Raw genomic sequence first — 22,851 nt, 5'->3', positions numbered from 1 at the left:
CTGGAATGCCCGATCGCTCAATCTCTTTGCGCTCACGCAATCCTTGACGGAGAGCCGCCGCGCCCTTTCCCGGATGCGGTCCAACCGGACTGCGGGCGCGGATGACAAGGACGTCCCGCAGCTGGAATTCTGCAATTGTTCTTTGTCTTTGGTTTCGTTGAAGGCAAACGAAGCTCATGCTCGCTGATGAAAAGGACCGTTCCGGAGCCGGTTCCGAGATCTGTGCCGACTTGCAAGGGGGGCACAAGCATTGTTGCGATAGCCTGTCTTCTAAACTGCAAGTACGCATCAATAGAAAAAGGGCTCCGGCGGTGCCGCAGGAGCCCTTTTGCTTGAGTGGTCGGTATCTGGGTCGACGCCCGCTTCCCGAGTCGGAGGCGGGCAGGTCGCCTGTTAGTGTGCGGTGTCCGTGGCCGGTGTGTCGCCGGGCGGTGTCGTTACCGTCGATTTCACTCCGCCCTTGAAGATGCGGCGCACCGAGACGAAGAGCAGCGGGATGAAGAACACGCCGAGCACGGTCGCCGAAATCATGCCGCCCATGACGCCGATACCGATCGAGTTCTGGCTGCCCGATCCCGCACCGTTGGCGATGGCCAAAGGCATGACGCCGAGGATGAAAGCGAGCGAGGTCATCAGGATCGGTCGCAGACGCTGCCTGGACGCCTCGAGCGTCGCGTCGATCAGGCTCTTGCCCTGGTTCTGCTGCTCGATGGCGAATTCGACGATCAGAATGGCGTTCTTGGCCGCCAGGCCGATTGTCGTCAGCAGGCCGACTTTGAAGTAGACGTCGTTCGACTGTCCGAACAGGGTGGCTGCCAGAAGCGCGCCGAAGATGCCGATCGGAACTGACAGCATGACGGCGAGCGGGATCGACCAGCTCTCATAGAGGGCTGCGAGTGCCAGGAAGACGACCAGGATCGAGATGGCGTAGAGCTGGGTTGCCTGGTTGCCGGAGAGCTTTTCCTGGGCGGACAGGCTGGTCCACTCGTGGCTGAAGCCGGGCGGCAGGGTGGCCATGATCTTGTCGATCTCGTTCATGGCATCGCCCGATGAGACGCCCGGTGCTGCTGCACCCTGGATTTCGACGGCCGACGAGCCGTTATAGCGCTCCAGACGCGGCGAACCATAGGTCCAGTCACCGCTCGAGAAGGCGGAGAACGGCACCATATCGCCGCTGGAGTTGCGCACGTACCAGCGGCCGAAGTCCTCCGGCTGCATGCGGAAGTTCTTGTCGGCCTGAACGTAGACAGGCTTGACGCGGCCGCGATCGATGAAGTCGTTGACATAGGTTCCGCCCCAGGCGGTCGACAGGGTCGAGTCGATATCAGACAGGGTGATATTGAGTGCGCTCGCCTTTTCCTGGTCGATATTGACGGAATATTGAGGCGTATCTTCCTGTCCGTTCGGACGGGTGCCGAAGAGCTTGGGGTTTTTGGAGGCTGCGCCGAGCAGCTGATTGCGAGCGGCAATCAACGCTGCGTGGCCGGCGCCATTGATATCCTTGATGAAGAAGTCGAAGCCGCTCGAGCTACCGAAGCCCGGGATTGCCGGTGGCGCCAGCGCAAAGACGCTGCCGTCCTTGATCTTGGAGAACGCCCCCATGGCGCGACCGGCGATAGCCTGTGCCTTCGACTGCGGCGTCTTGCGCAGATCGAAATCCTTCAAACGGACGAAGACGATACCGACGTTCTGGCCCTGGCCGCTGAAGCCGAAGCCCGCCACGGCGAACACGCCGTCGACATAGTCCTTCTCGTTATTGCGATAGTAGTTCTGAACCTGATCGAGCACCGTCCAAGTGCGTGATTCCGTCGCGCCTGGAGGCAGCTGGATCGCCGTCAGCAGGATGCCCTGGTCTTCGTCCGGCAGGAACGAGCTCGGCAGGCGATTGAACAGATAGGCGACGGCGCCACCGATCAGCACAAAGACCAGCAGGAAGACGATGCTGAGCTTGATCATGCCGTGCACGCCGCGCTGATAGCCATGCGTGGCGCGCTCGAAACCGCGATTGAACCAGCCGAAGACGCCCTTTTCCTTCGCGCCATGCTTGGGCTTCTTCAGAAGCGTGGCGCAAAGTGCCGGTGTCAGGATCAAGGCAACGATCACGGACAGTACCATCGCCGAGACGATCGTCACCGAGAACTGGCGATAGATGATGCCGACCGAACCGGAGAAGAAGGCCATCGGGATGAACACGGCCGACAGGACCGTGGCGATACCGATCAAGGCGCCGGTGATTTCCTGCATCGATTTGATCGTCGCCTCGCGTGGCGACAACCCTTCTTCCTCCATCACGCGCTCGACGTTTTCGACCACGACGATGGCGTCATCCACGAGTAGGCCGATGGCGAGCACCATGCCGAACATAGTCAATGTATTGATCGAATAGCCGAACAGCGACAACACGCCGAAGGTGCCGAGCAGGACGACCGGGACGGCGAGCGTCGGGATCAATGTGGCGCGGATGTTCTGCAGGAAGACGAACATGACGATGAAGACGAGCACGATGGCTTCGAACAGCGTCTTGACCACGTCCTCGATCGAGAGCTTCACGAACGGCGTCGTATCATAGGGATAAACGATCTCGACATTCGGCGGCAGGGTCTGGCTCAGATTGCCGATGACCGATCTTACCGATTCCGCCGTGCTGATGGCGTTGGCGCCGGATGCGAGCATCACGGCGAGACCGGCGGAGGGGTGACCGTTATAGGTGCTCGACGTCGTGTAGGACGAGGCCCCGAGCTCGACGGTGGCGACATCGTTGATGCGCACCAGCGAGCCGTCGGGCTGGCTTTTCAGAATGATGTTTTCGAATTGTTCCGGCGTTTGCAAGCGGCTCTTGGCCGTCACGGTCGCGTTGAGCTGCTGGCCCTTGCGCTGCGGCAGGGCGCCGAGCTGGCCGGCCGAAACCTGCGAGTTCTGCGCCTGGATCGCGGCGGTGACGTCGCTCACCATTAGCTGGTATTTGGCCAGCTTGTCCGGGTTGACCCAGATGCGCATCGCATAACCAGCGCCGAAGATCTGGGTGTTGCCGACGCCGTCGATGCGCTTCAGCGTATCGTTGAGCGTGCTGGAAACATAGTCTGCGAGGTCGTTGGAGCTGAGCTTGTTGTCGGTGGAGACGAAGCCGACGACCATGAGGAAGTTCGAGGTCGACTTCGAAACGACGATACCTGTCGACTGAACGGTCTGCGGCAGCTGCGCGGTAACGAGCTGCAGCTTGTTCTGCACCTGCATCTGCGCGACGTCGGGGTCTGCCTTGTTGTTGAAGGTTACCGAAATCGAGGCCTGGCCCGTCGAGGTCGAAGTCGACGTCATGTAGTCGAGGTTGTCGATACCGGTCATGCCCTGCTCGATGACCTTTGTCACCGAGTTCTCGACGGTTGCGGCGTCAGCGCCAGGGTAGGTGGCGCTGATGCTGACCGTGGTCGGTGCGATCTGCGGATACTGCGAGATCGACAGCGTCAAAATGGACAGCGCACCTGCCAGCATGATGACAATGGCGATGACCCAGGCAAAGATCGGCCGGTCGATGAAAAAACGAGACATCGTCTAATCTCACTTCTGGGCGCCGGAGGCGGCCTTGATATCGGTCTTTTCCAATTCGGCATGCTCCGTGGACTTGGTTTCCGCGGCGGCTGCCTGCTTCACTTCGCCGGTTGCGTCATCGATGGTGACGGGAGAGACCGTGACTTCCTGGCCGTCGCGGACGCGCTGGCTACCTTCGACGATAACGCGGTCGCCATCCTTGATGCCTTCGTTAACGAGCCAGCTGTTGCCGATGCTGCGCTGCACCTTGATGACGCGCTGCTGGATCTTGTTGTCGGCGGTCACGAACATGGCTGTCGGCTCGCCCTTGGTGTTGCGGAAAACGGCGCGCTGGGGCACGAGGAAGCTGTTTTCGGCAATGCCTTCCTGAATGGTGGCGCGCACGTACATGCCTGGCAGCAGGATGCGATCGGGATTGGGGAAGGTGGCGCGCACTGTGATCGTGCCGACCGTTTCGGCAACCGAGGATTCGGCAAATTCCAGCGTGCCGGTTTCCTTGTACTGGCTGCCGTCTTCGAGCGTCAGGTGAACCGAGACGTTGTCGCCGCTGGTCTTCAGCCGGCCGTCGGCAACCGCACGACGAAACTCGAGCAGATTGGTGCTTGATTGCGTGACGTCGACATTGATCGGATCAAGCTTGCGGATCGTGGTCAGCGCCGTCGTCTGGGCGGCGGTCACGAGAGCTCCGACGGTGACGGTGGAGGCGTCGACACGACCGCTGATCGGCGCGCGCATCTTGGTGTAGTCGAGATTGATGCGTGCCGTTTCAAGGGCCGCCTTCGCGGATGCCACGTCGGCATTCGCCTGCGCCAACGTGGAAATCGCATCGTCCAGATTCTGCTTGCTGACCGCGTCCTGCTGGGTGAGGCTCTTGTAACGGTCCACCTTCGACTGGGCGCTCGGCACGGCGCCCTGCGCCTTCTGCAGGGCTGCCGCGGCGCTGTCGTAGGACGCCTGGTAGGAGGCCGGGTCGATTTCATAGAGGACGTCGCCCTCCTTGACCTCGCTGCCCTCCTTGAAATTACGGTTGCGGATGATGCCGCCGACCTGCGGTCGCACTTCTGCGACGAGGTAAGCGCTGGTGCGCCCAGGCAGCTCGGCAGTGATGGCGACCGATTGCGGGTGCAGCGCCATGGCGCTGACGTCGATCTTTACGACGGGTGCATTGTTCTGGGCGGCCTTCTGGTCATTGCAGCCGGCCAAAAGCGTCATGGCGGCAACACCCGCGGCGATCAGCGCCGTGCGGGTGGACAGAAGGCGAGTGGATACCGTGGGAGATACGGATGCAGAGGTGGAAGAGGCAAGCTTTCGCACGTTGCTATTTCCTGTTGCCTTATTTACAGTACGGGGTCGTACGGAAAATATTTGTATTACTTGAAATGTCAATCGCATTCGGTCGTCGAGGTTAAGATGGAGGTACTGACAAAAGAGCGGGGAGGCAAGGCGGATCAGGCCGCGATACGCCGCCCACGCGGCCGCCCAAAAACTGTCAGCGACGACGCGCGGCGGGCCGAAATCGTCAAGGCGGCACGCGACACATTCTACGAGTTGGGTTACGGCGGTACGACGATGGATCTCGTCGCTGCGCGCTGCAAGATCTCGAAACAGACCCTTTATCGTCTGTTTCCCGGCAAGACGGATCTCTTCATGGCGATTATCGCCGAGCATCGCGCTTCCATGCTGGCCTTGCCGCGTGACCCGAACGAGAATCTGCCGCTCGACGAGGCGCTTGAGCAGATTTTCATGATCGATATCGATGAAGCCAGGGAGCGCGAGCGCGAAGCCTTCGTGCATCTCGCCATAAGCGAATCCCGGCAATATCCGGAGGTCGCGATGCTGCTGCATACCTACGGGGCAAAACAGTCGCAGCAGATGCTCGCCGACTGGCTGGACCAGCAATGTCAGCGCGGTTTGATCGAGATTGGCGATATCCCAAGCGGCGCGCGCATGCTGATGACGATGATTTTCGGTGCGATGACCTCTAAGCCCGGCCACCCCAATGATTGGCCGGATCGGGAAACACGCTTGCGGCACTTGCGGCAGTGCATCGCAATTTTCGTGGCTGGCGTGCAGCCGCGCGCGAATGGCCGATAGTCAACCCCCGAGTATTTCCGCCTTTCCTCGAATGGCGAGCGCGCTCCATCAATTGTTTCTCCAGGCGCCGCGGGCTGACAGCCGCCATGCCCCTTTCGGGAAACCTTGTGTCTTTCGATTTCCCTGATGCATTTCTGTTGCTTCCGCGAGGATGCCGATAGAGTGCCCCAACCATATCGGCATTTTACACGTTGCCCTTAGAGCCTGATATGGCTCCGTCAATGTGCCACGGCCATATTCGCCGCGTCTGCGCCCTCTTCCAGCAAAGATGATTGCAGGCCGTTCGTATACATTTCCTGCAGCACCGCCCCCAGTGCCAGATCCAGGCACCAGACCGGAAACTCCGCATTGAGGTTTTTCGCGCTCTGACGCGCATAAGTGATAAGCCGAGCGATCGATGCCAGTTCCTTGAGAGAGTCCGGATCCTGGTTTGTTGCTCCGATCGGAAATATTGCTGTCATGCTACACCCTCTATTGCCCCGATTCCGGGCAGACGAACCGCATCCAGCCCAGAATATAAGTAAATCATAACGAGTGTTTCGCGGCTTGGCGCGTGACATAAAGCGTGACACTATTTTTGATTGTGGAAGAAGTGCGAACCGCAATCCAAGAGACGTGAGAGGAGGGAGTTTGATGCCGGTTCGGCAGGTAAAATACCTCTTTCGCGATCGATGACGGTGCATGACGCCGAGGCTGAAAGAACAAAGGCGTGCATCGGGCCGATGCACGCCTCTGTTCTGTTCTATTCGGTCACCCGAACCTCAGCTGTGAAGGCTGATCGAGGTATCGCTTGCTCGCGCCGTATGGCCGGTCTGCGGTTCGGACGCAGTCGCCAGGGATTTGACCAGCGTCAGCACGGATTGGCGGATGCCCGGATCGGTGATCTTCATGAAGGCCTTGTTGAGGTTCAGACCTTCCTTGGAAGTCAGGAACTCCGACAGATCTTCGAGACCGTTGATCGTACCCAGGCCGTCGGTGTTCAGCGGCTGGTTGCTGTCCTGCTGGAAGAAGAACGCAACCGGAATGGCGAGAACACCAGCAATGGCCTGCAGCCGGCTGGCGCCGATGCGGTTGCTGCCCTTTTCGTATTTCTGCACCTGTTGGAAGGTGACCCCGATCTGTTCGGCGAGCCGCTCCTGGCTCATGCCGAGCATTAACCGCCGTGTGCGCACACGGGAGCCGACGTAAGCGTCGATCGGATTCGGTACTTTTGCACTCACTGCGCAATCTCCTTATCAGTATAGGGGGCCCCGGTGGACGCCACCTTACCTACGACACAATAGAGTAAGCGGCATGTGCGTAACCTGCCCGCAAAATGTGTGTTAAATATGAGTAAAGTTCAACCAAAAGTCTTTTTTCTGTAAAGCCTTGTGTCAAGGCGGATGAATAAACGGCAGAAAAGCCGATTCGCGTCAATGTGGATTGAAGACGGAAGACGGCTTGCAATTGTAGACCGGGCAAAGCGGATTGTCCCTGGTGGGAACATAGGCGCGTGCCGCATAGTCGGACATGCCGCATTGCGCGCTGTCGGACACATAACGATCATAAAGAACCAGACGGTTGCTGCGGGCGGGATAGCGCAAAATCACGGCGCGCTCGCTTGCTATGAGCTGCTGCACGGCGGCGCAGTCCTTGCCCGGCGACTCATAGCGTGAGATCGCCGCCGCTGGAGCGGCAGTCATGAGCGTCGTCAAAATGAGAGCCGCGGCTGCCGTTCTCATTGGTCGTCCTCTTGGTGAAAGCGATAGGTCTTAGATAGTCGCCGGAGGGGAATTGCCAAGGTCGGCCGATGCCTCTCGTTGCAAAGTGATCCGGCTCTGCAATGCGATGACGATAGCAATCATCGATGCTATCGGGCTCTCTACTCCGGAATGTCTGCGAGACCCCCTTTCAGCTCAATGAAAGGTTGGATGTGCATGTCTTTCCCGCTTCACCTGGAAGCGCGTGCCGTGCCGCGTTCAGCCGACACGGGCACATCAATGGAGAGGAGGACTTCATGCGTGCATCAGGCATTCTCAAATATTCAGTGGCTCTTTCCCTCGCGGTGACTGCCGTAACGTTTGCGGCGACGGCCGCTCGGGCTGCCGACAAGATCTCGATCATGGTGGGCGGTTATGAAAAGCAGATCTACCTGCCGGCCAAGCTTGCCGAAGCGCTCGGCTACTTCAAGGACGAGGGTTTGAACGTCGAGCTTCTCAACGAGCCGGCCGGCGTCGATGCAGAGAACGAGATGCTTGCCGGCGCGGTGCAGGGCGTCGTTGGCTTCTACGACCATTGCATCGATCTTCAGGGCAAGGGCAAATTCGTCGAATCCGTCGTGCAGTTCAGTCAGGCGCCGGGTGAGGTGGAGCTGGTGTCGGCCAAGCATCCGGAAATCAAGTCGGCCGCCGATTTCAAGGGCAAGAGCCTTGGCGTCACCGGCCTCGGTTCTTCTACCAACTTCCTGACGCAGTATCTGGCCGTCAAGGCCGGTTTGAAGCTCGGGGACTTCACCTCCGTTCCCGTCGGGGCCGGTCAGACCTTTATCGCCGCCATGCAGCAGGACGCGATCCAGGCCGGCATGACGACGGAACCGACTGTTTCGCATCTCTTGAAGACCGGGGAAGCCAAGGTTCTGATCGACATGCGCACGATGGCCGGAACAAGAGCCGCCTTGGGCGGTACCTATCCAGCAGCGTCGCTCTATATGCAGGAGTCCTGGATCAAGGATCACAAGGCGGAAGTGCAGAAGCTGGCGAACGCCTTCGTCAAGACGCTGCATTTCATCAACACGCACTCGGCTGCCGAAATCGCCGACAAGATGCCGAAGGATTTCTATGTCGGCGACAAGGAAGGTTATGTGAAGGCGCTCGAAAACGGCAAGGCGATGTTCACGCCCGACGGTATTATGCCCGAAGACGGTCCGAAGACCGTTCTCGCCGTGCTCTCCGAATTCTCCAAGAATGTTCAGGGCAAGTCGATCGATCTGTCGAAGACCTACACGACCGAGTTCGTGAAGGCGGCCAAGTAGCTCCAGTATCGCTTCCGGTTTTGACCGGATGCTTCGGGGCCTCATCTCCCTACCCGAAGTAGAAGACAGCGTCGGCGGCCATAATCGTGCCGCCGGCCCCACTGAAATAAAATTGCAATGCTGCCTTACAGGGATTGTGTGCTGAAAGCTGACTGAAAGGTTGCCCACGTTAGGTTCGCCGAGCTTCGTGGAGGAAGCACATTTTTGCAGCGTCGTGTGGCGCAGCTATTCAATCTGGAGGAGACATTGATGCGTCCATCGCGCAGCCTTTTTCATACCGTAGCCCTTTCCCTTGTCATCTCAGCTGCCTCGCTTGCAGCCACGGCAGCCAACGCGGCCGACAAGATTTCCATCATGGTGGGCGGCTACGAAAAGCAGATCTATCTGCCGGCCAAGCTCGCCGAATCCCTCGGCTACTTCAAGGATGAAGGCCTCGAGGTCGAGCTCCTCAACGAATCCGCCGGCGTCGACGCTGAAAACCAGTTGCTGGCGGGCGCAGTCCAGGGCGTCGTCGGCTTCTACGACCACTGTGTCGACCTGCAGGCCAAAGGCAAGTTCATCAAGTCGGTCGTGCAGTTCAGCCAGGCGCCCGGCGAAGTCGAGCTGGTGTCGTCCAAATATCCTGATATCAAGTCCTTCGCCGATCTGAAGGGCAAGCGCGCCGGCGTCACCGGCCTCGGCTCGTCCACCAACTTTCTAACGCTCTACATGGCATCGAAGGCCGGCCTGTCGCCTGCCGACATCACGCCGGTTCCAGTCGGTGCCGGCCAGACTTTCATCGCCGCCATGCAGCAGGACGCCATTCAGGTGGGCATGACCACCGAGCCGACGATTTCTCGCCTGCTGAAAACGGGCGAAGCCAAGGTTCTCGTCGATCTGCGCACGCTTAAGGGCACCGAGGAAGCGCTCGGCGGTACCTATCCCGCCGCTTCGCTCTATATGGATGCCGCATGGGTCGACGCTCATAAGGATGAAGTTCAGAAGCTTGCAAACGCCTTCGTGAAGACGCTGCGCTTCATCAACACGCACTCCGCCGCTGAAATCGCCGAAAAGATGCCGAAGGATTTCTACGTCGGCGACAAGGAGGGCTACATCAAGGCTCTCGACGCCGGCAAGGAAATGTTCACGCCTGATGGCGTGATGCCGGAAGATGGTCCGAAGACCGTTCTCGCCGTGCTCTCGCAGTTCTCCAAGAACGTCAAGGGCAAGACGATCGATCTGTCGAAGACCTACACCACGGAATTCGTGAAGAACGTCAAGTAAGCAGTCAGAACGCCGCTTCCGGCCAGTTTTCAGGCGAGTTCCGGAAGCGGCAGTTCAAGAGACTTTGCAGTTCACTGGGCTTTGCGTGCACGCCCTAAAGGCACGCGTCAGGATCAGCACCATGCAACAGGATGAACGCCGCACCCCGGCGATCGAGCTCATCAATGTCAGTCGCCGTTTCGTATCCCCGACCGGCAAGTCGCTGACCGCACTGCGCGATTTCAACATGACCGTCGAGCGCGGCGAATTCGTTGCCGTTGTCGGACCGACGGGCTGCGGCAAGTCGACGACGCTTAACCTCGTCACCGGCCTTGCCAAGCCGAGCGCCGGCGAAGTCCGCCTGATGGGCGGCCCGGTCAACGGCATCGACCCGCGCGTCGGTTTCGCTTTCCAGACGGATGCGCTCTTCCCGTGGAAAAACGTCATCGAAAATGTGATGGCCGGCCCGCTGTTCCGCGGCAAGTCGAAGGCTGAGGCCGAAAAGAGCGCCAAGGACTGGCTCGCTCGCGTTGGCCTCACGAAATTCCTGCATCACTATCCGCATCAGCTTTCGGGTGGCATGCGCAAGCGCGTGTCGCTGGCGCAGACCTTCATCAACGAGCCGGAAATCCTGCTGATGGACGAGCCTTTCTCGGCGCTCGACGTGCAGACCCGCACGGTCATGCATGAAGAGCTTCTGAAGCTCTGGGCAGAACGCCAGGCCTCTGTGGTTTTCGTGACGCACGATCTCGAAGAGGCGGTCGCTCTTGCCGACAAGGTCTATGTGCTCACAGCCGGCCCGGCGACGGTGAAATCGGTCTACACGATCGACCTGCCGCGCCCGCGTGTGGTCTCAGAGATCCGCTACGAGCAGAATTTCATCGATTATTGCAAGACGATCTGGGACGACCTTCGCGAAGAAGTCGAAACCAGCTATCGCCGTGCCGCGGAAGCGGCATAGGGGGAGGATTGATCATGGCAAACACAGCTCTTGAAGCAGGCAACGCCCCGATCTTTCGCGCCGGCACCTCGGACGCGGAAATCGAAGCCGCAGCACTGAAGGCGATGACACGGCGCAAATATGTCGTGCTGTTCTGGCAGGTCGCCATTCTCGCCGCCATCCTTGGTCTCTGGCAGATCGCCTCGGACCTGCACTGGATCGACCCCTTCTTCTATTCCAGCCCTTACGGCATCGCGATGCGCATGTGGGAGTGGATCACCGAGGGCACCGAAAGCGGCTCGCTCTGGTATCATCTCGGCGTCACCATGGAAGAAGCGTTGATCGGCTTCGTCATCGGCTCCGTGGCCGGCGTGCTTGTCGGCGTCGCTCTTGGTCGCAACAAGCTGGCTTCCGATATCCTGTCGATCTACATCAAGGCGATCAACTCGATCCCGCGCGTCGTTCTCGCACCGATCTTCGTGATGATCATGGGTCTGGGACTGCCTTCCAAGGTGGCGCTTGCCTTCATCATGGTGTTCTTCGTCGTGTTCGCCAACGCCTTTCAGGGCGTGCGGGAAGCCGATCGCAACATGATCGCCAATGCCCGCATTCTCGGCGCGTCCAACTGGCAGGTCACCCGCAACGTCATCCTGCCATCGGCGATGAGCTGGATCTTCGCCAGCCTGCACGTCTCGTTCTCCTTCGCCATCATCGGTGCGATCGTCGGCGAGTTCGTCGGTTCGTTGGCCGGTATCGGTTACCTCATCTCCATCGCCAAGGGCACCTATGACGCGGCCGGCCTCTATGCTGCGATCATTCTGGTGATGATCGTGACGCTCGGCGCCGAATACGTGATGACACTCATCGAGAACCACATCACGCGCTGGCGTCCGCAGCAGAGCCTCGATACGCACTAGGCCGCCGATTACTGGTACCTCCCAAGGTCAGGGGCCGGGCATCTTGCCCGGCCTTTTTTGTCAGTCAGAAGCCGGGGGCCACCCTCGCCTTCGAGGCTTGCTCCTCAGGGTGAGGATGGAGCGAGTGCTGCAGCTCATGACGGAGTCAATATCCGGTTTTGCACGGAAGGCTAGCCCTCATGGTGAGGCGCGCAGGCCGAAAAGCCGAAGCCTCGAACCACGAGGGCGGGTGATGGAGAACCACTCTCAAACAGCCGGCAGTCGCACGCGGACCACCAGGCCGCCATCGGCCGCGTCGCCAAGGGCAACCGAGCCGCCGGCGCCGTCGACGACTTCGCGGACGATGGCAAGTCCCAGGCCGCTGCCTTCCGGCTCGGTGCCCATGATGCGGTAGAAGCGTTCGAACACTTGGGCGCGCTCTGCCTCCGGAATGCCCGGCCCGTTATCTTCCACCCAGAGCAGTGCGGTGTCGCCTTCTCGCCCGATGCCGACCGTCACCCGCCCGCCGGCCTGCGTATAGCGCAGGGCATTGTCGACGAGATTGACCACCATCTCGCGCAGCATCGTGCCGTCGCCCTCGACATGCACCGGTGTTTCGTCCGCTTCCAGCCCGAGGTCGATATTTCGACGCAGCGCTTCCTCCGCCAGGATCTGCAGCACCTGCCGGGCCGTTTCCGCGAGATCGATGGTGTCATTTCGCGGCCGGCGGCTGCCGGGCTCGGCGCGGGAGAGTGTCAGGAGCTGGCTGGCTAGCCGCGTCACATGCCGGGTGCTGGAGCGCAGAGCGGCGAGCGCCTCGTCGCGGCTGCGATCATCCGTTTCGCGTGCAGCCACGCTTGCCTGCGTCGAGATGAGGGCAAGCGGCGTGCGCAGCTGATGGGCGGCGTTGGAGACGAAGCGCCGTTGCGCCGCCATCTGGTTCTGCACGCGTTCCATGTGATCGTTGAGGGCGTGGACCAAGGGGCGCAGTTCGCTCTGTACCATGTCCGGTTCAAGCGGATCCAGCCGCTCGCGGCCGCGTTCGCGGACGGCGTCGCGCAACCGCAGCACCGGTGACAGGCCACGCTGCAGGCCGAGGATGGTGACGAGGCCGGCGATCAGCACCAGCACGAGTTGCTTGGTAAAATCCGAGAGCCATAGCCTACGCCGCATCGCGTACTGGCTGTGATGGGTGACGGCGACCGTAACGGAAATGGTGCTGTCCTGACCAAGGCCCACGATCGGATGATCCAGCATCATCAGCCGCATCCCGTCGGTGCGAAACGTCATATCCTCGCCGGTTTGCTGCCGCTTCGGTCGCGGCAAGCCCGGATAGCCGGCTATGAGGTTCCCCCAGGCGGTCACCACCTGATAGAAGACGCGATCGCCATAGCCCGTATCAAACATTTCCAGTGCAGACGGCGGAATGTCGAGCTGGACATTGCCGTTGGGATCGACATGCACGGCCTCGGCAATGACGCGGGCTGAGGCGAGCAGCATGCGGTCGGTGACGAGCTTGGCGGTGACATCGGCCGAGCGAAAGCTGAGATAGAGATTGACGCAGATCGCCCCGATCAATGTCAGCACCACCCAGGCGAACAATTGGGCGCGCAGACTGCTCGTCAATGCCCGAATAGTTCGGCTGAGATGCCCTTTTGCCGGGGGGGCGTCCTCATTGCGCATGGCGAAGGAGGTAACCCAGGCCGCGCAGCGTCGCGATCTGCACGGTGCTGCCTTCGAGCTTTTTGCGAACGCGATGGACGTAGATTTCGATGGCGCTGGTATCGGCAAGATCGTCGAAGCCGAAGATGCTCTCCGAGAGGGTCGTCTTGGTCACGGTCGTTCCGGCCTTCATGATGAGGTGCTCGAGCACGGCATGTTCGCGTGGGGTCAGCGACAGCGCTTCGCCGCCAAGGTAGAATTGCCTGGTTCCGCCATCGAACAGCAAGTCGCCGACAGCGATCTCGGGAGCGGCGCGGTCGTGGCCGCGGCGTACGGCTGCACGTATGCGCGCCTCGAGTTCCGCAATCTCGAAAGGCTTGGCGAGGTAGTCGTCGGCGCCGCTGTCGAGGCCGGCCACTCGGCCGTCGAGACTGGCATTGGCCGTCAGGATGATGACCGGCACCTTGTTGCCGCTCTGGCGCAGGCGTTTCAGCACCGTCAGCCCGTCCATTTTCGGCAGTGAGAGGTCCAGAATAACAACCGCATAGGCTGCGACCTTCAGCATGTGCTCGGCATCCTCGCCGTCATAGGCGATGTCGACGACATACTGCGCCTGACGCAGCGCTTTGCCGAGCCAGGACGCCAGTTCGCGGTTGTCTTCGACGATCAGGAGCCTCATGGACTAACTATACAACAACGGCCTGAGATGGCGAGTATTGCGGGCGCTGATTGCAGTCGAGATTCAAGCCTTTCCAAGCCTCAATCCCATCTCCTTCACCTCCTGCAGATAGATCCTGCGCGCATTGGGCGGGGTCAGATTGTGATCTGCCTCGGCAATGAGCGTGAGACGTATCTCCGGGAAATGCTTCAGGCCGGAGGCATCTTGTCCGAAATGTTCATGGAGATGATCGAGACCGATGTCGTGGGCGCTATAGATCAGCGACATGTCGACCCGGCGCTTGGAGAGCGTGCGGAAGCCATTGATGACTGGCCCTTGCGTGCCGGCGAGGAAAGGCAGCACGCCGAGCAGCCTGCGGGCCGAACGCGCCGCACGACGGCTCAGCACTGTAGCAAGGTTGCGCAGGGCGCTTTTCGCGTCGATCTGCCCGCCAACCAGCCGCTTCAGCGTTTCCAGTTGCAGGAATTTCCGCCCGTAGGTTTCGAGGGATCGTGGCGCGAAGCGCAGGGCTTCGTCAACCGATCGGCTTTCGTCCCAGGAGAAGCTGTAGGGATTGGCCGTCACGAGGCCCTGACATCTGGCATCGTGCACCGCCGCCTGGAAGGCCAGATAACCGCCGCTGCAGCGGCCGACGACAAAGGCCGGGAGAAGATTGCGAGTTTCCAGCAAATCGAGCGCTTCGGCGACGTCGTGCTGCTGTTCCCGTGAATAGAGCACCTGCTCCGGTGCATCTGGAAGCGGTGGGCTATCTCCGACATTGGCGGTGTCGAAGCGCAGCGAAGCAATGCCGTCGCGGGCAAGCGCACGGGCCATGATGACAGACATGCGCCCCCAGCCGGCATTCCTGTCATAGGCGGTGGTCAGCAGCAGCGCCGTAGCGCCGGTCCGTTTGCCCCCGGGCTCGCAGAGAATTCCGAAGAGGCGATGGTTCCTGCCGAAACGCAGCGGCGTCTCGGCAAAGCCGTCACCGACGAGAGGTGCGGCGCTCGCCGCCTCGAAGCCGACCGGCGCTGCGGCATGGGTTTCGCCGGCGATCGATCCTGTCCATGCCACCACCGCGCGGCCGGTCTCCGCCGGCATCACGGCGATAGTCGGGTTGGACACCAGCTCGTCGTAGCCTTCATATTCAGCCTGATCGACATGCGGAGCCAGTGCTTTGACATGACAGGCAAAGTCCGCGTCGCCGGGCCGATTGGGCCGCGTCAGCACCAGGCAGTTCGGCGTTGCGAGCCCGGCAAGGTTCATAAGATTGAGTTTCTTGACGGCGTCGGCGACAGTGTCCGGCATGCGCAGGCCGGCAACGGTAACGCCTTCCGTCTGCCGTTGCGTTTCAGAAAGCCCCATGCTCTCGTCGATCATCTTCGACCAGATTGCCAGTTCGCGTAAATGCGCCCGCCCCGAGATGACCGGTGCGAGAAAGGCAATGCCGTCGATATTGGAAAGCCGTTCCGCCAGCGGAGCGGCGAGAGTGCTGCCGAGGCCCTGGCTGATGAGGATGAGCCGTTCGCAGCCGGAGAGCGACTTCAACTTTGTCGCGGCGGCAAACGCCGTGTCTTCCCATGGCGACAAACCTTCGCCGCCATCGAGGACATCAAGAGCATCGCCAGTGCCGGCATAGTCGAAACGCAGGCTGGCTATGCCGATATCAGCGAGATCTTCCGCGAGAATCCGCCAGAACTTGCGGACGCACATTTCTTCGAAGCCCCAAGGGCTGAGAAACAGCACCGCCGTGCCTGTCGATGGCTTGGCGGCGGCCATGAACAGCCCGACCGTTCCGGCGAAGGTGACGGGCATTGCTGCCGATCTTATCTTTCTCGCTTGACTTTGATCTCCGGCGGCTCCCCAACCAGCCATTAACTTCTCCTCACATTCGGCGCGGCGCCAGCAACGCCAGAGCATGAATAGCAATCGGATGCGCGCGGGCGGGCAGTCGTGCCGCAATTTTCTGCAGGACGTCGATGTCCTCGGCCGGCACGGCTTTCAACAGCCTGAGAGCGATGCCATAGGCGAGGGCACCTGCAATGACGGCGCCCACCAGCCCTGCAATACCCGGCAGGGCTTGAACGAAGCTGTAGGCGGCTGCGGCGCAAAAGATGGCTGCAATCGTCACCTTGGCGAGGTTGATCAGCATTCCGCGCGTCGATCCCTCGAATTCCATGCGTCGCACCATCAGCAGGCAGATGGCGGTGAAGGCGAGGAAGCGGACCAGCGCGGCGCCTTCGCCACCATAGAAGGGCACGGCGATGAAGCAGCCTGCGACCATGACCACGCTTCCGACGAGGCCGATAATGGTGCGCTCACGCACGCGATCGAGTGAATAGAGATATTGCGTGCAGATCTGCATGACGACGTAGGGTGCCGCGGTCAGCGATAGCAGCGCCACCATGCTGCCGCTCGGCTCAAAGGGCTTGCCGAAGATCGTCACGACCAGCTCGGGCGCGATGGCGGCAAGGCCGAAGCTCATCGGCAGGGTGATGTAGGCCAAGCTACGCGCCACGCCGGCAAAGACGTGCACCGGCAGCTTGTCGGAAGCGCGGGCATGCATCTGCTCGGAATAATAGGGCAGCAGGCTGCCGCTCAGCTGCACCGGTAGCTGCAACGCCAGATTGGCGAGCGAGAGGCCGACGGCATAGAAGCCGACCGCTTCGATGCCCCAGTAATGCTGCAGGAACAACAGCTCGATGCGGTTTAGGAAGATCGAGCTGTTGATGAGCTCGACGGAAAGAACAAGCGAGGAGCTGACGAGCGAGGCGAGCCCGACGCCACAGCTGTTTTTGCGGGCGATGGCGATCCTGAGGGTCGCGAAGAACATCGGCAGCTGGCCGATCGCGTAGCCGGCAAGGGCGCCGCTCACGCCATAGAAGATCGCGCCGATGAGTACGGTTACGAGCTGCAACCCCGAGCTCATCAGGGTGAGGCGCAGGAATACGCCGAGCTGCTGCTCGCCGATCAGGTAATTCTTGCTATAGGCGCCGAGCGACTGAAGGACGAAGAAGACGCCGGTGATGGCAACGACCGCGGATGCGTCGCCGGCCCAATGCAATCGCTCCGTATCCCAATAATAGGCGGTATAGCCAACGAGCAGGACCACCGTTGCAAGGATGGTCGGCTGCAGGAGATAGGCGGCAAAGCCCAGCCGCTCCTCCGTCGAATAGCCTCGTCCCTTCAATTGCGGCAGCAGGCGCAGCAAGGTAACGCCGGCGCCGAGCTCGGCAACGAGCGCTCCCGTCGTCGTCAGCCACAGTGAGAAGGCGATGATACCGTTGGCTTCCGGGCCGAGCAGGCGCGCGGCGATGATCGAACATGCAAAGCCGGTCGCGAGCAGGCTCAAACCCGCCACCGCGTTCAATACCGAATTTGCCATGATGCTCTTCGTCATGAAGATGACCGTCCCTCAATTCGCCGAAACTCAATGCACATGTCGGCTCTTCGTGGAGATAGCGTCAGCTTTATTTCATATGCCTTAATATTTAGGGTTTAATGCTGCACCAAGTTCACTTTTTACTTCGGCTAATATTCGTTCCTCTGATGTTGGCCGCATCGGACTTGCCCGGAGGGTTCCGTTGTTCAGCCTCATCGTCTGCACGGTCGATCGCTTCGACCAGCTCGAGCGCCTGTTTCGCTCGCTGGTCGATCAACGCCATCGCGATTTCGAGGTGATCGTTGTCGACCAGAATGTTGATGATCGTCTCCATACCCTCATCGAACGTTTCGTGGCTCAATTCACCATCCGGCACATCCGGTCGCCAAAAGGACTTTCGCGGGCACGCAACAATGGCATTGCGGTCGCCAAGGGCGACTATGTCTGTTTTCCGGACGACGATTGCTGGTACGAGCCTGATACGCTCGTCACCGCCGAGACGTTGTTCATCAATCATCCGGAGCTTGCGATCGTCACCGGCCGGACGCTGGATGCGGAAGGGATATCCTCCGTCAGCCCGACCGGCGAGGTGGAGCTCGCATTGACCCGTTGGAACTATCTCAAGTGCGGCAACTCGAACGGGATCTTCGTGCGCGGTGCTGCGCTTGCCGAAATTGGCGGTTTCGATGAAAATCTCGGCGTCGGCTCGCACTCCCCTTTTCAGAGCGGCGAAGAAGCAGATTTTCTGTTGCGGGCTCTGGCCGTCGGCAAGCGGGTGAGGTTCTTCCCGAACCTGATCGTTCATCACGACCGGGTCACAACGGATTATGGTCCGCGACAGGTCGAGCGGGCGCGCAAATACGGGCGGGGCTTCGGTGCGCTTATTCGCAAGCAAGCCTTTCCGTTGCCTTATGTGGCGTATCGGTTGCTTCGGCCCCTTATCGGCTGGCTTTTGGCTCTGGTCCGTTTCAACCTTGATGCCGCGCGTTACAGGCGCGCCTGGCTCATGGGGATCCTGGAAGGTTATGCGGCCTGGCCGCGCTGGCGCAGCAACTGAGGCGGCGTGCCCTTCGGCGTCAGGGTTTCGGCATAGACATCCATATAGCGTTGCGCCACCTCGTCCCAGGCATAGGCTCGGGCGTCGCGCAGCAATTCCTGCCGCAGGGTGAGGTCGTCGGCCTGAAGGCGTTCGAAAGCTGCGGTCAGGCTATCGGCCGCTGCTTGCGGATTGGAGAAATCCGAGAGCATCAGGGCCGGATGGGTTTCGGCCATCGCCTTGTAGGCTTCGTTGGTGTTCAGTACGGGCAGGAGACCCGCGCTCATCGCCTCGATCGCCACCAGGCCGAAGCCTTCATATTCCGAGGCGGAGGCAAAGAGCGACGCGCGCGCGATGATGTTGCGGATCGAGCATTCGTCGATCGACACATGCAAGGAGACGTTCCGCTGCAGGCCACGAACGGCGATTTCCCTTTCGAGCGTCGGCCGGTCGAGATCCGAGACTGCGCCGATGATATCGAGATGCCAGTCGGTGTGGCGGGCAGCCAGCACCTTCATGACGTCGAGCATACGATCGAGCCGCTTGTTGACCGAGAACCGGCCGATGGTGACGATGCGGCGACGCGCCTCCAGGGCAGCGCAATTGGCGAATTTGGCCACATCGGCGCCGTTTTCGATGAGACGGACGCGGCTTTTGGCGATCTTTGAAAAAAGCTTGGCGTCGGACTGGCTGCAGCAGATGACGGAGTTGTAGCCGAGTGCCGAAAGCCTTGTCGCCGTGTTGAACCAGATCTTCTTGATCGCGGCGTATTTGGATGTGTGGAAGAAGCCGCCATGCGTCGTGGCAACCATGGGACGGCCGTGCATGAGCTTGCCCCAGGCGAGCGCGTCGAAGAAGAAATCGACGGCATGGACATGCACAAGGTCTGCGTCGGCGATATGACGGAAAGCCTGCGGCGCCAACGGATAGCGGGTGGAGCCTGACCAGGGAATGCGGACGATTTCAATCCCGTCGATGGTTTCGTTGGCCAGCAATTCACGGTCGGGATCGGAGAACAGGCTGTTGCAGGTGACGACGCGCACGCGATAACCACGGGCGATCAACTGCCGGCAGAGATTGGCAACGACATCTTCCAGGCCACCCTTGTTCGGCAGAAACTGGCGCACGACATGCACGATCAGCGGCGCGGCCTGCCTGTTCGCCTGATTATCCGCAACAGCCGATGTCATCGATCCACCCTCGACCCCTATGCCACGCGAAGCGCCGGCAGCCCGACGCTGCAGCGCGCCGCTTGTTGATCAGTCGGCAAAGCAGATCACCCGGGCGGTTAAAAAGGGCTTAATCGCGGGTGGAGGCCATGCTGTTTCGGGCAAGAGGGTTAATGACGGAGCAGATGCTGGAGAGCAGTGCGCTGGCGAGGTGAGGTGACAGGGCGATTCGCATCGCCCCTCACCTCATCCTTTCAGAACGCTCGGAAGGTCAGGGTTGTTAGCGATCGGATGATGCCGGGGATATTGGCGATGTGGTCGTTGATGAACTTGCCGATATCCTGTTCCTCGGCGATGTAGACTTTCATCAGCAGGTCGTATTCGCCGCTGGTGGAATAGAGTTCCGACACCAGCTCCGTCTGATAGATTGCGTCGGCGACCTCATAGGTCTTACCGGGGGCGCATTGGAGCTGAACGAAAATGGGCTTCATGAGATTGTCCTGGTTCTTTCGGCGGCCGAAACGGCGGCCAGCGTTTCCCTATAATGCTCGAAAGCGCCGTGGCCACGCAAGTTTTTCTCCAGAGCCGGATGATTTTAGGTCTGTTCGATCTAAAATCTGAATCCGCTCCGGAACCAAGGAGCTGGAGCATGATATCGTTCAAAAGCCGCCCACACTTTTCGGCATCATGCTCCGCTTACCGGATGTCGTTCTTGCCGCTTTCGCAACCGGAAACGGAACGTTACAGTGGCTGAATTGTCTCCGTCGATTGGACCGATTTCATGCTGAATGACCCCCGCTCTCACGGTCTCTGGGAAAAAACCGCGCCGCAACCGCCGGTGACGAAGCCGCTATCCGGTCAGGTTTCGGCCGATGTCGTTGTGGTCGGCGGTGGCTATACCGGCTTGTCGTCGGCGCTTCATCTTGCCGAAGCGGGCAGCAGCGTCGTGTTGCTGGAGGCAAACGAAATCGGCTTCGGCGGTGCCGGGCGCAATGTCGGTCTCATCAATGCCGGCATGTGGGTGATGCCGGACGATCTGCCCGGCGAGCTTGGCGCCGTTCATGGCGAACGGCTCCTCGATCTTCTGGGCAATGCGCCGCGACTGGTTATGGAGCTGATCGACAAGCATGGCATCGCCTGCGAGCTCGAGCGCGAGGGCACGTTGCACTGCGCCGTCGGACAGGAGGGATTGAAGGAGATCGAAGAGCGGGCGCGCCAGTGGAGCAAGCGCGGTGCGCCGGTGACGGTGCTCGATGCGAAAGAGACGGAGCGCCGCATCGGCAGCTCCGCCTATGCCGGTGCCCTGCTCGACATGCGTGCCGGCACGCTGCAGCCGCTTGCCTATGCGCGCGGCCTTGCCCATGCCGTCACCAAGGCCGGCGTTGCCATTCACACCAGTAGCCGCGTCACGGCAACGGAAAAAAGCGGCACGAAATGGGTTGTAACGACCGATGGCGGCAAGGTCAGCGCCAATTGGATCGTCGTCGCGACGGATGCATACAGCACAGGCCCTTGGGAGCAGGTGCGAAACGAGCAGGTGCATCTGCCCTATTTCAATTTCGCCACCGTGCCCCTTGGCGACAATCTTAGAAAATCCGTGCTGCCCGGCCGCGAAGGCGCGTGGGATACCAAGGAAATCCTGTCGTCTTTCCGCATGGATCAAGCCGGTCGGCTGGTGTTCGGCAGTGTCGGGGCGCTGCGCAACACCGGCCTTTCGGTGCACAAGAACTGGGCGCGGCGATCGCTGAGGAAACTCTTCCCGCAGCTCGGCGAGATTCCCTTCGAATGCGAGTGGTACGGCAAGATCGGCATGACCGACAACGCGCTGCCGCGCTTTCACAGGTTCGCGCCGAATGTCGTCGGCTTTTCCGGCTACAATGGCCGCGGCATCGCGCCAGGAACTGTCTTCGGCAAGGTGCTGGCCGGTCACGTCCTTGGACATGTCCCCGAATCCGATTTGCCGCTGCCGGTGACTGATGTCATCGAGCCAAGTTTCAGGACAGTGAAAGAGATGTGGTACGAGGCCGGCGCCCAGGCCGCGCATTTCGTCGGCGCCAGGGTTTAAAAGAACGCGTCACCGCCACGGGAAGGGCAAGCTGCCGATAACCATGCGGCACAATGGAACGGTTGGCGCCTTGCTGCATTGCGATAAGGAGAGTGAAGGCGTAGAAAGCCTCTGCTCTCCTTCTTTTTAAGGTTTCACATCATGCACCTGTCGCTCCTCGAAGCTGAAACGCTGGTCGTGGAGGCGCTGCGGCGCAACAGGGTGAGTGCGCAGAATGCCCGCTCCGTGGCAGTGGCATTGGTGGCGGCAGAGGCTGCCGGGCAGGAAGGCCATGGCCTGCGCCGCGTGCTAGCCTATGCCGGGCAGGCCAAAGCCGGTAAGGCCGATGGTTTCGCCGTGCCGGGGAGGAGCAGGCCGTTCCCCGCCGTGCTGCGTATCGATGCCGGCAATGGCTATGCCTATCCTGCGCTCGATCTTGCCGTTGCCGAGCTTCCGGACATCGCCCGCGAGCAGGGGATTGCGCTTGCCGCCATCAATCGCTCCCACCATGCCGGCGTCATGGGCCTGACCGTGGAGCGCTTTGCCGATCTGGGGCTGGTGGCGCTGATGGTTGCCAACGCGCCGGCGGCCATGGCGCCCTGGGGCGGCAGGAGGCCGGTTTTCGGCACAAATCCCATCGCCTTTGCTGCGCCGCTTCCCGGCGAGGATCCTATCGTCATTGATCTAGCGCTCTCGAAGGTGGCGCGCGGCAAGGTAATGGCAGCGCGGCAGCAGGGCGCTCCCATTCCTGCGGATTGGGCTTTCGACCGTGAGGGAAGGCCGACCACCAGCGCCGAAGAGGCGCTTGAGGGCACTATGGCTCCCTCCGGCGATGCCAAGGGCGCCGCCCTTGCTCTCATGGTAGAAATTCTCGCGGCTGGCCTCACCGGCGCCAACTACGCCTTCGAAGCCTCTTCGCTCTTCGACGATAAGGGAGCGCCGCCGGCGCTCGGCCATACAATCATAGCCATCAATCCCGCCGCAACGAGCACCGCCGATACCGCGCATCGGCTGGCCCGGCTTGCAGACGAGATCACTCGAGATCCCGATGTCCGCCTGCCCGGTCGGCGCGGTCAGACGTTACGGCGTCTTGCCCTGGCCGAGGGCATCACCGTCGAGGATGAGGTGATCGAGGCGATCAGGCAGCTTTGAAGTGCTGGAGAGATGATGGG

Annotated in this window: 19 protein-coding genes; 8 read left to right on the top strand and 11 right to left on the bottom strand. The window is 60.7% G+C overall.

Annotated elements, in window-relative coordinates; genetic code table 11:
• Positions 1-393: 393 nt before the first annotated feature.
• Entirely contained in the window at positions 394-3,546 is a 3,153-nt protein-coding gene (locus ACIQJ2_RS19780) for an efflux RND transporter permease subunit (protein WP_400674519.1), read from the bottom strand.
• Between the two features lie 9 nt (positions 3,547-3,555).
• Positions 3,556-4,860 carry an efflux RND transporter periplasmic adaptor subunit gene (locus tag ACIQJ2_RS19775; RefSeq protein WP_400674522.1) on the bottom strand — a complete coding sequence of 435 codons (1,305 nt, stop codon included), beginning with the start codon at positions 4,858-4,860 and terminating at the stop codon, positions 3,556-3,558.
• A 96-nt stretch (positions 4,861-4,956) separates the two neighbouring features.
• Here ACIQJ2_RS19775 and ACIQJ2_RS19770 point away from each other — a divergent pair, with 96 nt between their 5' ends.
• Entirely contained in the window at positions 4,957-5,640 is a 684-nt protein-coding gene (locus tag ACIQJ2_RS19770; protein WP_199146295.1) for a TetR/AcrR family transcriptional regulator, read from the top strand.
• 218 nt (positions 5,641-5,858) lie between these two features.
• Here the strand turns inward: ACIQJ2_RS19770 and ACIQJ2_RS19765 are convergent, their stop codons facing one another.
• From ACIQJ2_RS19765 to ACIQJ2_RS19755, 3 genes are all read right to left on the bottom strand, one after another.
• On the bottom strand, positions 5,859-6,101 hold the full coding sequence (locus tag ACIQJ2_RS19765; RefSeq protein WP_400674525.1) for a hypothetical protein: 243 nt from the start codon (positions 6,099-6,101) through the stop codon (positions 5,859-5,861).
• Positions 6,102-6,401: 300 nt separating this feature from the next.
• A complete protein-coding gene (locus ACIQJ2_RS19760) occupies positions 6,402-6,860 on the bottom strand; it encodes a helix-turn-helix domain-containing protein (protein WP_400674528.1) in 459 nt (152 codons plus the stop codon).
• Between the two features lie 192 nt (positions 6,861-7,052).
• Positions 7,053-7,361 carry a hypothetical protein gene (locus ACIQJ2_RS19755; RefSeq protein ID WP_400674529.1) on the bottom strand — a complete coding sequence of 103 codons (309 nt, stop codon included), beginning with the start codon at positions 7,359-7,361 and terminating at the stop codon, positions 7,053-7,055.
• Between the two features lie 275 nt (positions 7,362-7,636).
• Here ACIQJ2_RS19755 and ACIQJ2_RS19750 point away from each other — a divergent pair, with 275 nt between their 5' ends.
• The 4 genes from ACIQJ2_RS19750 (at position 7,637) to ACIQJ2_RS19735 (ending at position 11,749) form a co-directional block, all read left to right on the top strand.
• Complete coding sequence (locus ACIQJ2_RS19750; protein WP_400674531.1) at positions 7,637-8,650, top strand: ABC transporter substrate-binding protein; 1,014 nt, start codon at positions 7,637-7,639, stop codon at positions 8,648-8,650.
• Between the two features lie 249 nt (positions 8,651-8,899).
• The gene (locus ACIQJ2_RS19745; protein ID WP_199146305.1) at positions 8,900-9,913 is read left to right on the top strand and encodes an ABC transporter substrate-binding protein; all 1,014 of its coding nucleotides are present in this window, start codon (positions 8,900-8,902) and stop codon (positions 9,911-9,913) included.
• A gap of 121 nt (positions 9,914-10,034) precedes the next feature.
• Positions 10,035-10,853: an ABC transporter ATP-binding protein gene (locus ACIQJ2_RS19740; RefSeq protein ID WP_199146307.1), complete on the top strand. Its 819-nt coding sequence runs from the start codon at positions 10,035-10,037 to the stop codon at positions 10,851-10,853.
• Positions 10,854-10,867: 14 nt separating this feature from the next.
• On the top strand, positions 10,868-11,749 hold the full coding sequence (locus ACIQJ2_RS19735; protein ID WP_199094836.1) for an ABC transporter permease: 882 nt from the start codon (positions 10,868-10,870) through the stop codon (positions 11,747-11,749).
• Between the two features lie 246 nt (positions 11,750-11,995).
• Here the strand turns inward: ACIQJ2_RS19735 and ACIQJ2_RS19730 are convergent, their stop codons facing one another.
• The 4 genes from ACIQJ2_RS19730 to ACIQJ2_RS19715 all read right to left on the bottom strand — a co-directional run bounded on the left by ACIQJ2_RS19730 (position 11,996) and on the right by ACIQJ2_RS19715 (position 17,448).
• Positions 11,996-13,411, bottom strand: coding sequence for a sensor histidine kinase (locus ACIQJ2_RS19730; RefSeq protein WP_400674534.1), 1,416 nt, complete (start codon positions 13,409-13,411; stop codon positions 11,996-11,998).
• Positions 13,401-14,069, bottom strand: coding sequence for a response regulator (locus ACIQJ2_RS19725; protein WP_400674536.1), 669 nt, complete (start codon positions 14,067-14,069; stop codon positions 13,401-13,403). Before ACIQJ2_RS19725 ends, ACIQJ2_RS19730 begins: the two co-directional genes overlap by 11 nt.
• A gap of 63 nt (positions 14,070-14,132) precedes the next feature.
• On the bottom strand, positions 14,133-15,863 hold the full coding sequence (locus ACIQJ2_RS19720) for an alpha/beta fold hydrolase (protein WP_400674539.1): 1,731 nt from the start codon (positions 15,861-15,863) through the stop codon (positions 14,133-14,135).
• A gap of 70 nt (positions 15,864-15,933) precedes the next feature.
• Positions 15,934-17,448, bottom strand: coding sequence for a lipopolysaccharide biosynthesis protein (locus tag ACIQJ2_RS19715; RefSeq protein WP_400674541.1), 1,515 nt, complete (start codon positions 17,446-17,448; stop codon positions 15,934-15,936).
• Positions 17,449-17,632: 184 nt separating this feature from the next.
• Between ACIQJ2_RS19715 and ACIQJ2_RS19710 the strand changes: the two genes are divergently transcribed.
• Positions 17,633-18,487: a glycosyltransferase family 2 protein gene (locus ACIQJ2_RS19710; RefSeq protein ID WP_400674544.1), complete on the top strand. Its 855-nt coding sequence runs from the start codon at positions 17,633-17,635 to the stop codon at positions 18,485-18,487.
• Here the strand turns inward: ACIQJ2_RS19710 and ACIQJ2_RS19705 are convergent.
• Positions 18,454-19,656, bottom strand: coding sequence for a glycosyltransferase family 4 protein (locus ACIQJ2_RS19705; RefSeq protein WP_400674546.1), 1,203 nt, complete (start codon positions 19,654-19,656; stop codon positions 18,454-18,456). The genes ACIQJ2_RS19710 and ACIQJ2_RS19705 overlap by 34 nt on opposite strands.
• 233 nt (positions 19,657-19,889) lie before the next feature.
• Entirely contained in the window at positions 19,890-20,126 is a 237-nt protein-coding gene (locus tag ACIQJ2_RS19700; RefSeq protein ID WP_004125824.1) for an Lrp/AsnC ligand binding domain-containing protein, read from the bottom strand.
• Positions 20,127-20,416: 290 nt separating this feature from the next.
• On the opposite strand from ACIQJ2_RS19700, the gene ACIQJ2_RS19695 reads away from it, so the two are divergent.
• Both ACIQJ2_RS19695 and ACIQJ2_RS19690 read left to right on the top strand, forming a co-directional pair.
• On the top strand, positions 20,417-21,700 hold the full coding sequence (locus tag ACIQJ2_RS19695) for an NAD(P)/FAD-dependent oxidoreductase (RefSeq protein ID WP_400674550.1): 1,284 nt from the start codon (positions 20,417-20,419) through the stop codon (positions 21,698-21,700).
• A gap of 141 nt (positions 21,701-21,841) precedes the next feature.
• Positions 21,842-22,831: an Ldh family oxidoreductase gene (locus ACIQJ2_RS19690; RefSeq protein ID WP_400674553.1), complete on the top strand. Its 990-nt coding sequence runs from the start codon at positions 21,842-21,844 to the stop codon at positions 22,829-22,831.
• Positions 22,832-22,851 lie beyond the last annotated feature (20 nt).

This window comes from Rhizobium sp. NPDC092011 (genome assembly GCF_044756305.1).
Taxonomy (GTDB): Bacteria; Pseudomonadota; Alphaproteobacteria; order Rhizobiales; family Rhizobiaceae; genus Rhizobium.
The sequence above is the reverse complement of the archived record's forward strand: the minus strand, read 5'-3'. Positions and strand labels throughout refer to the sequence as shown.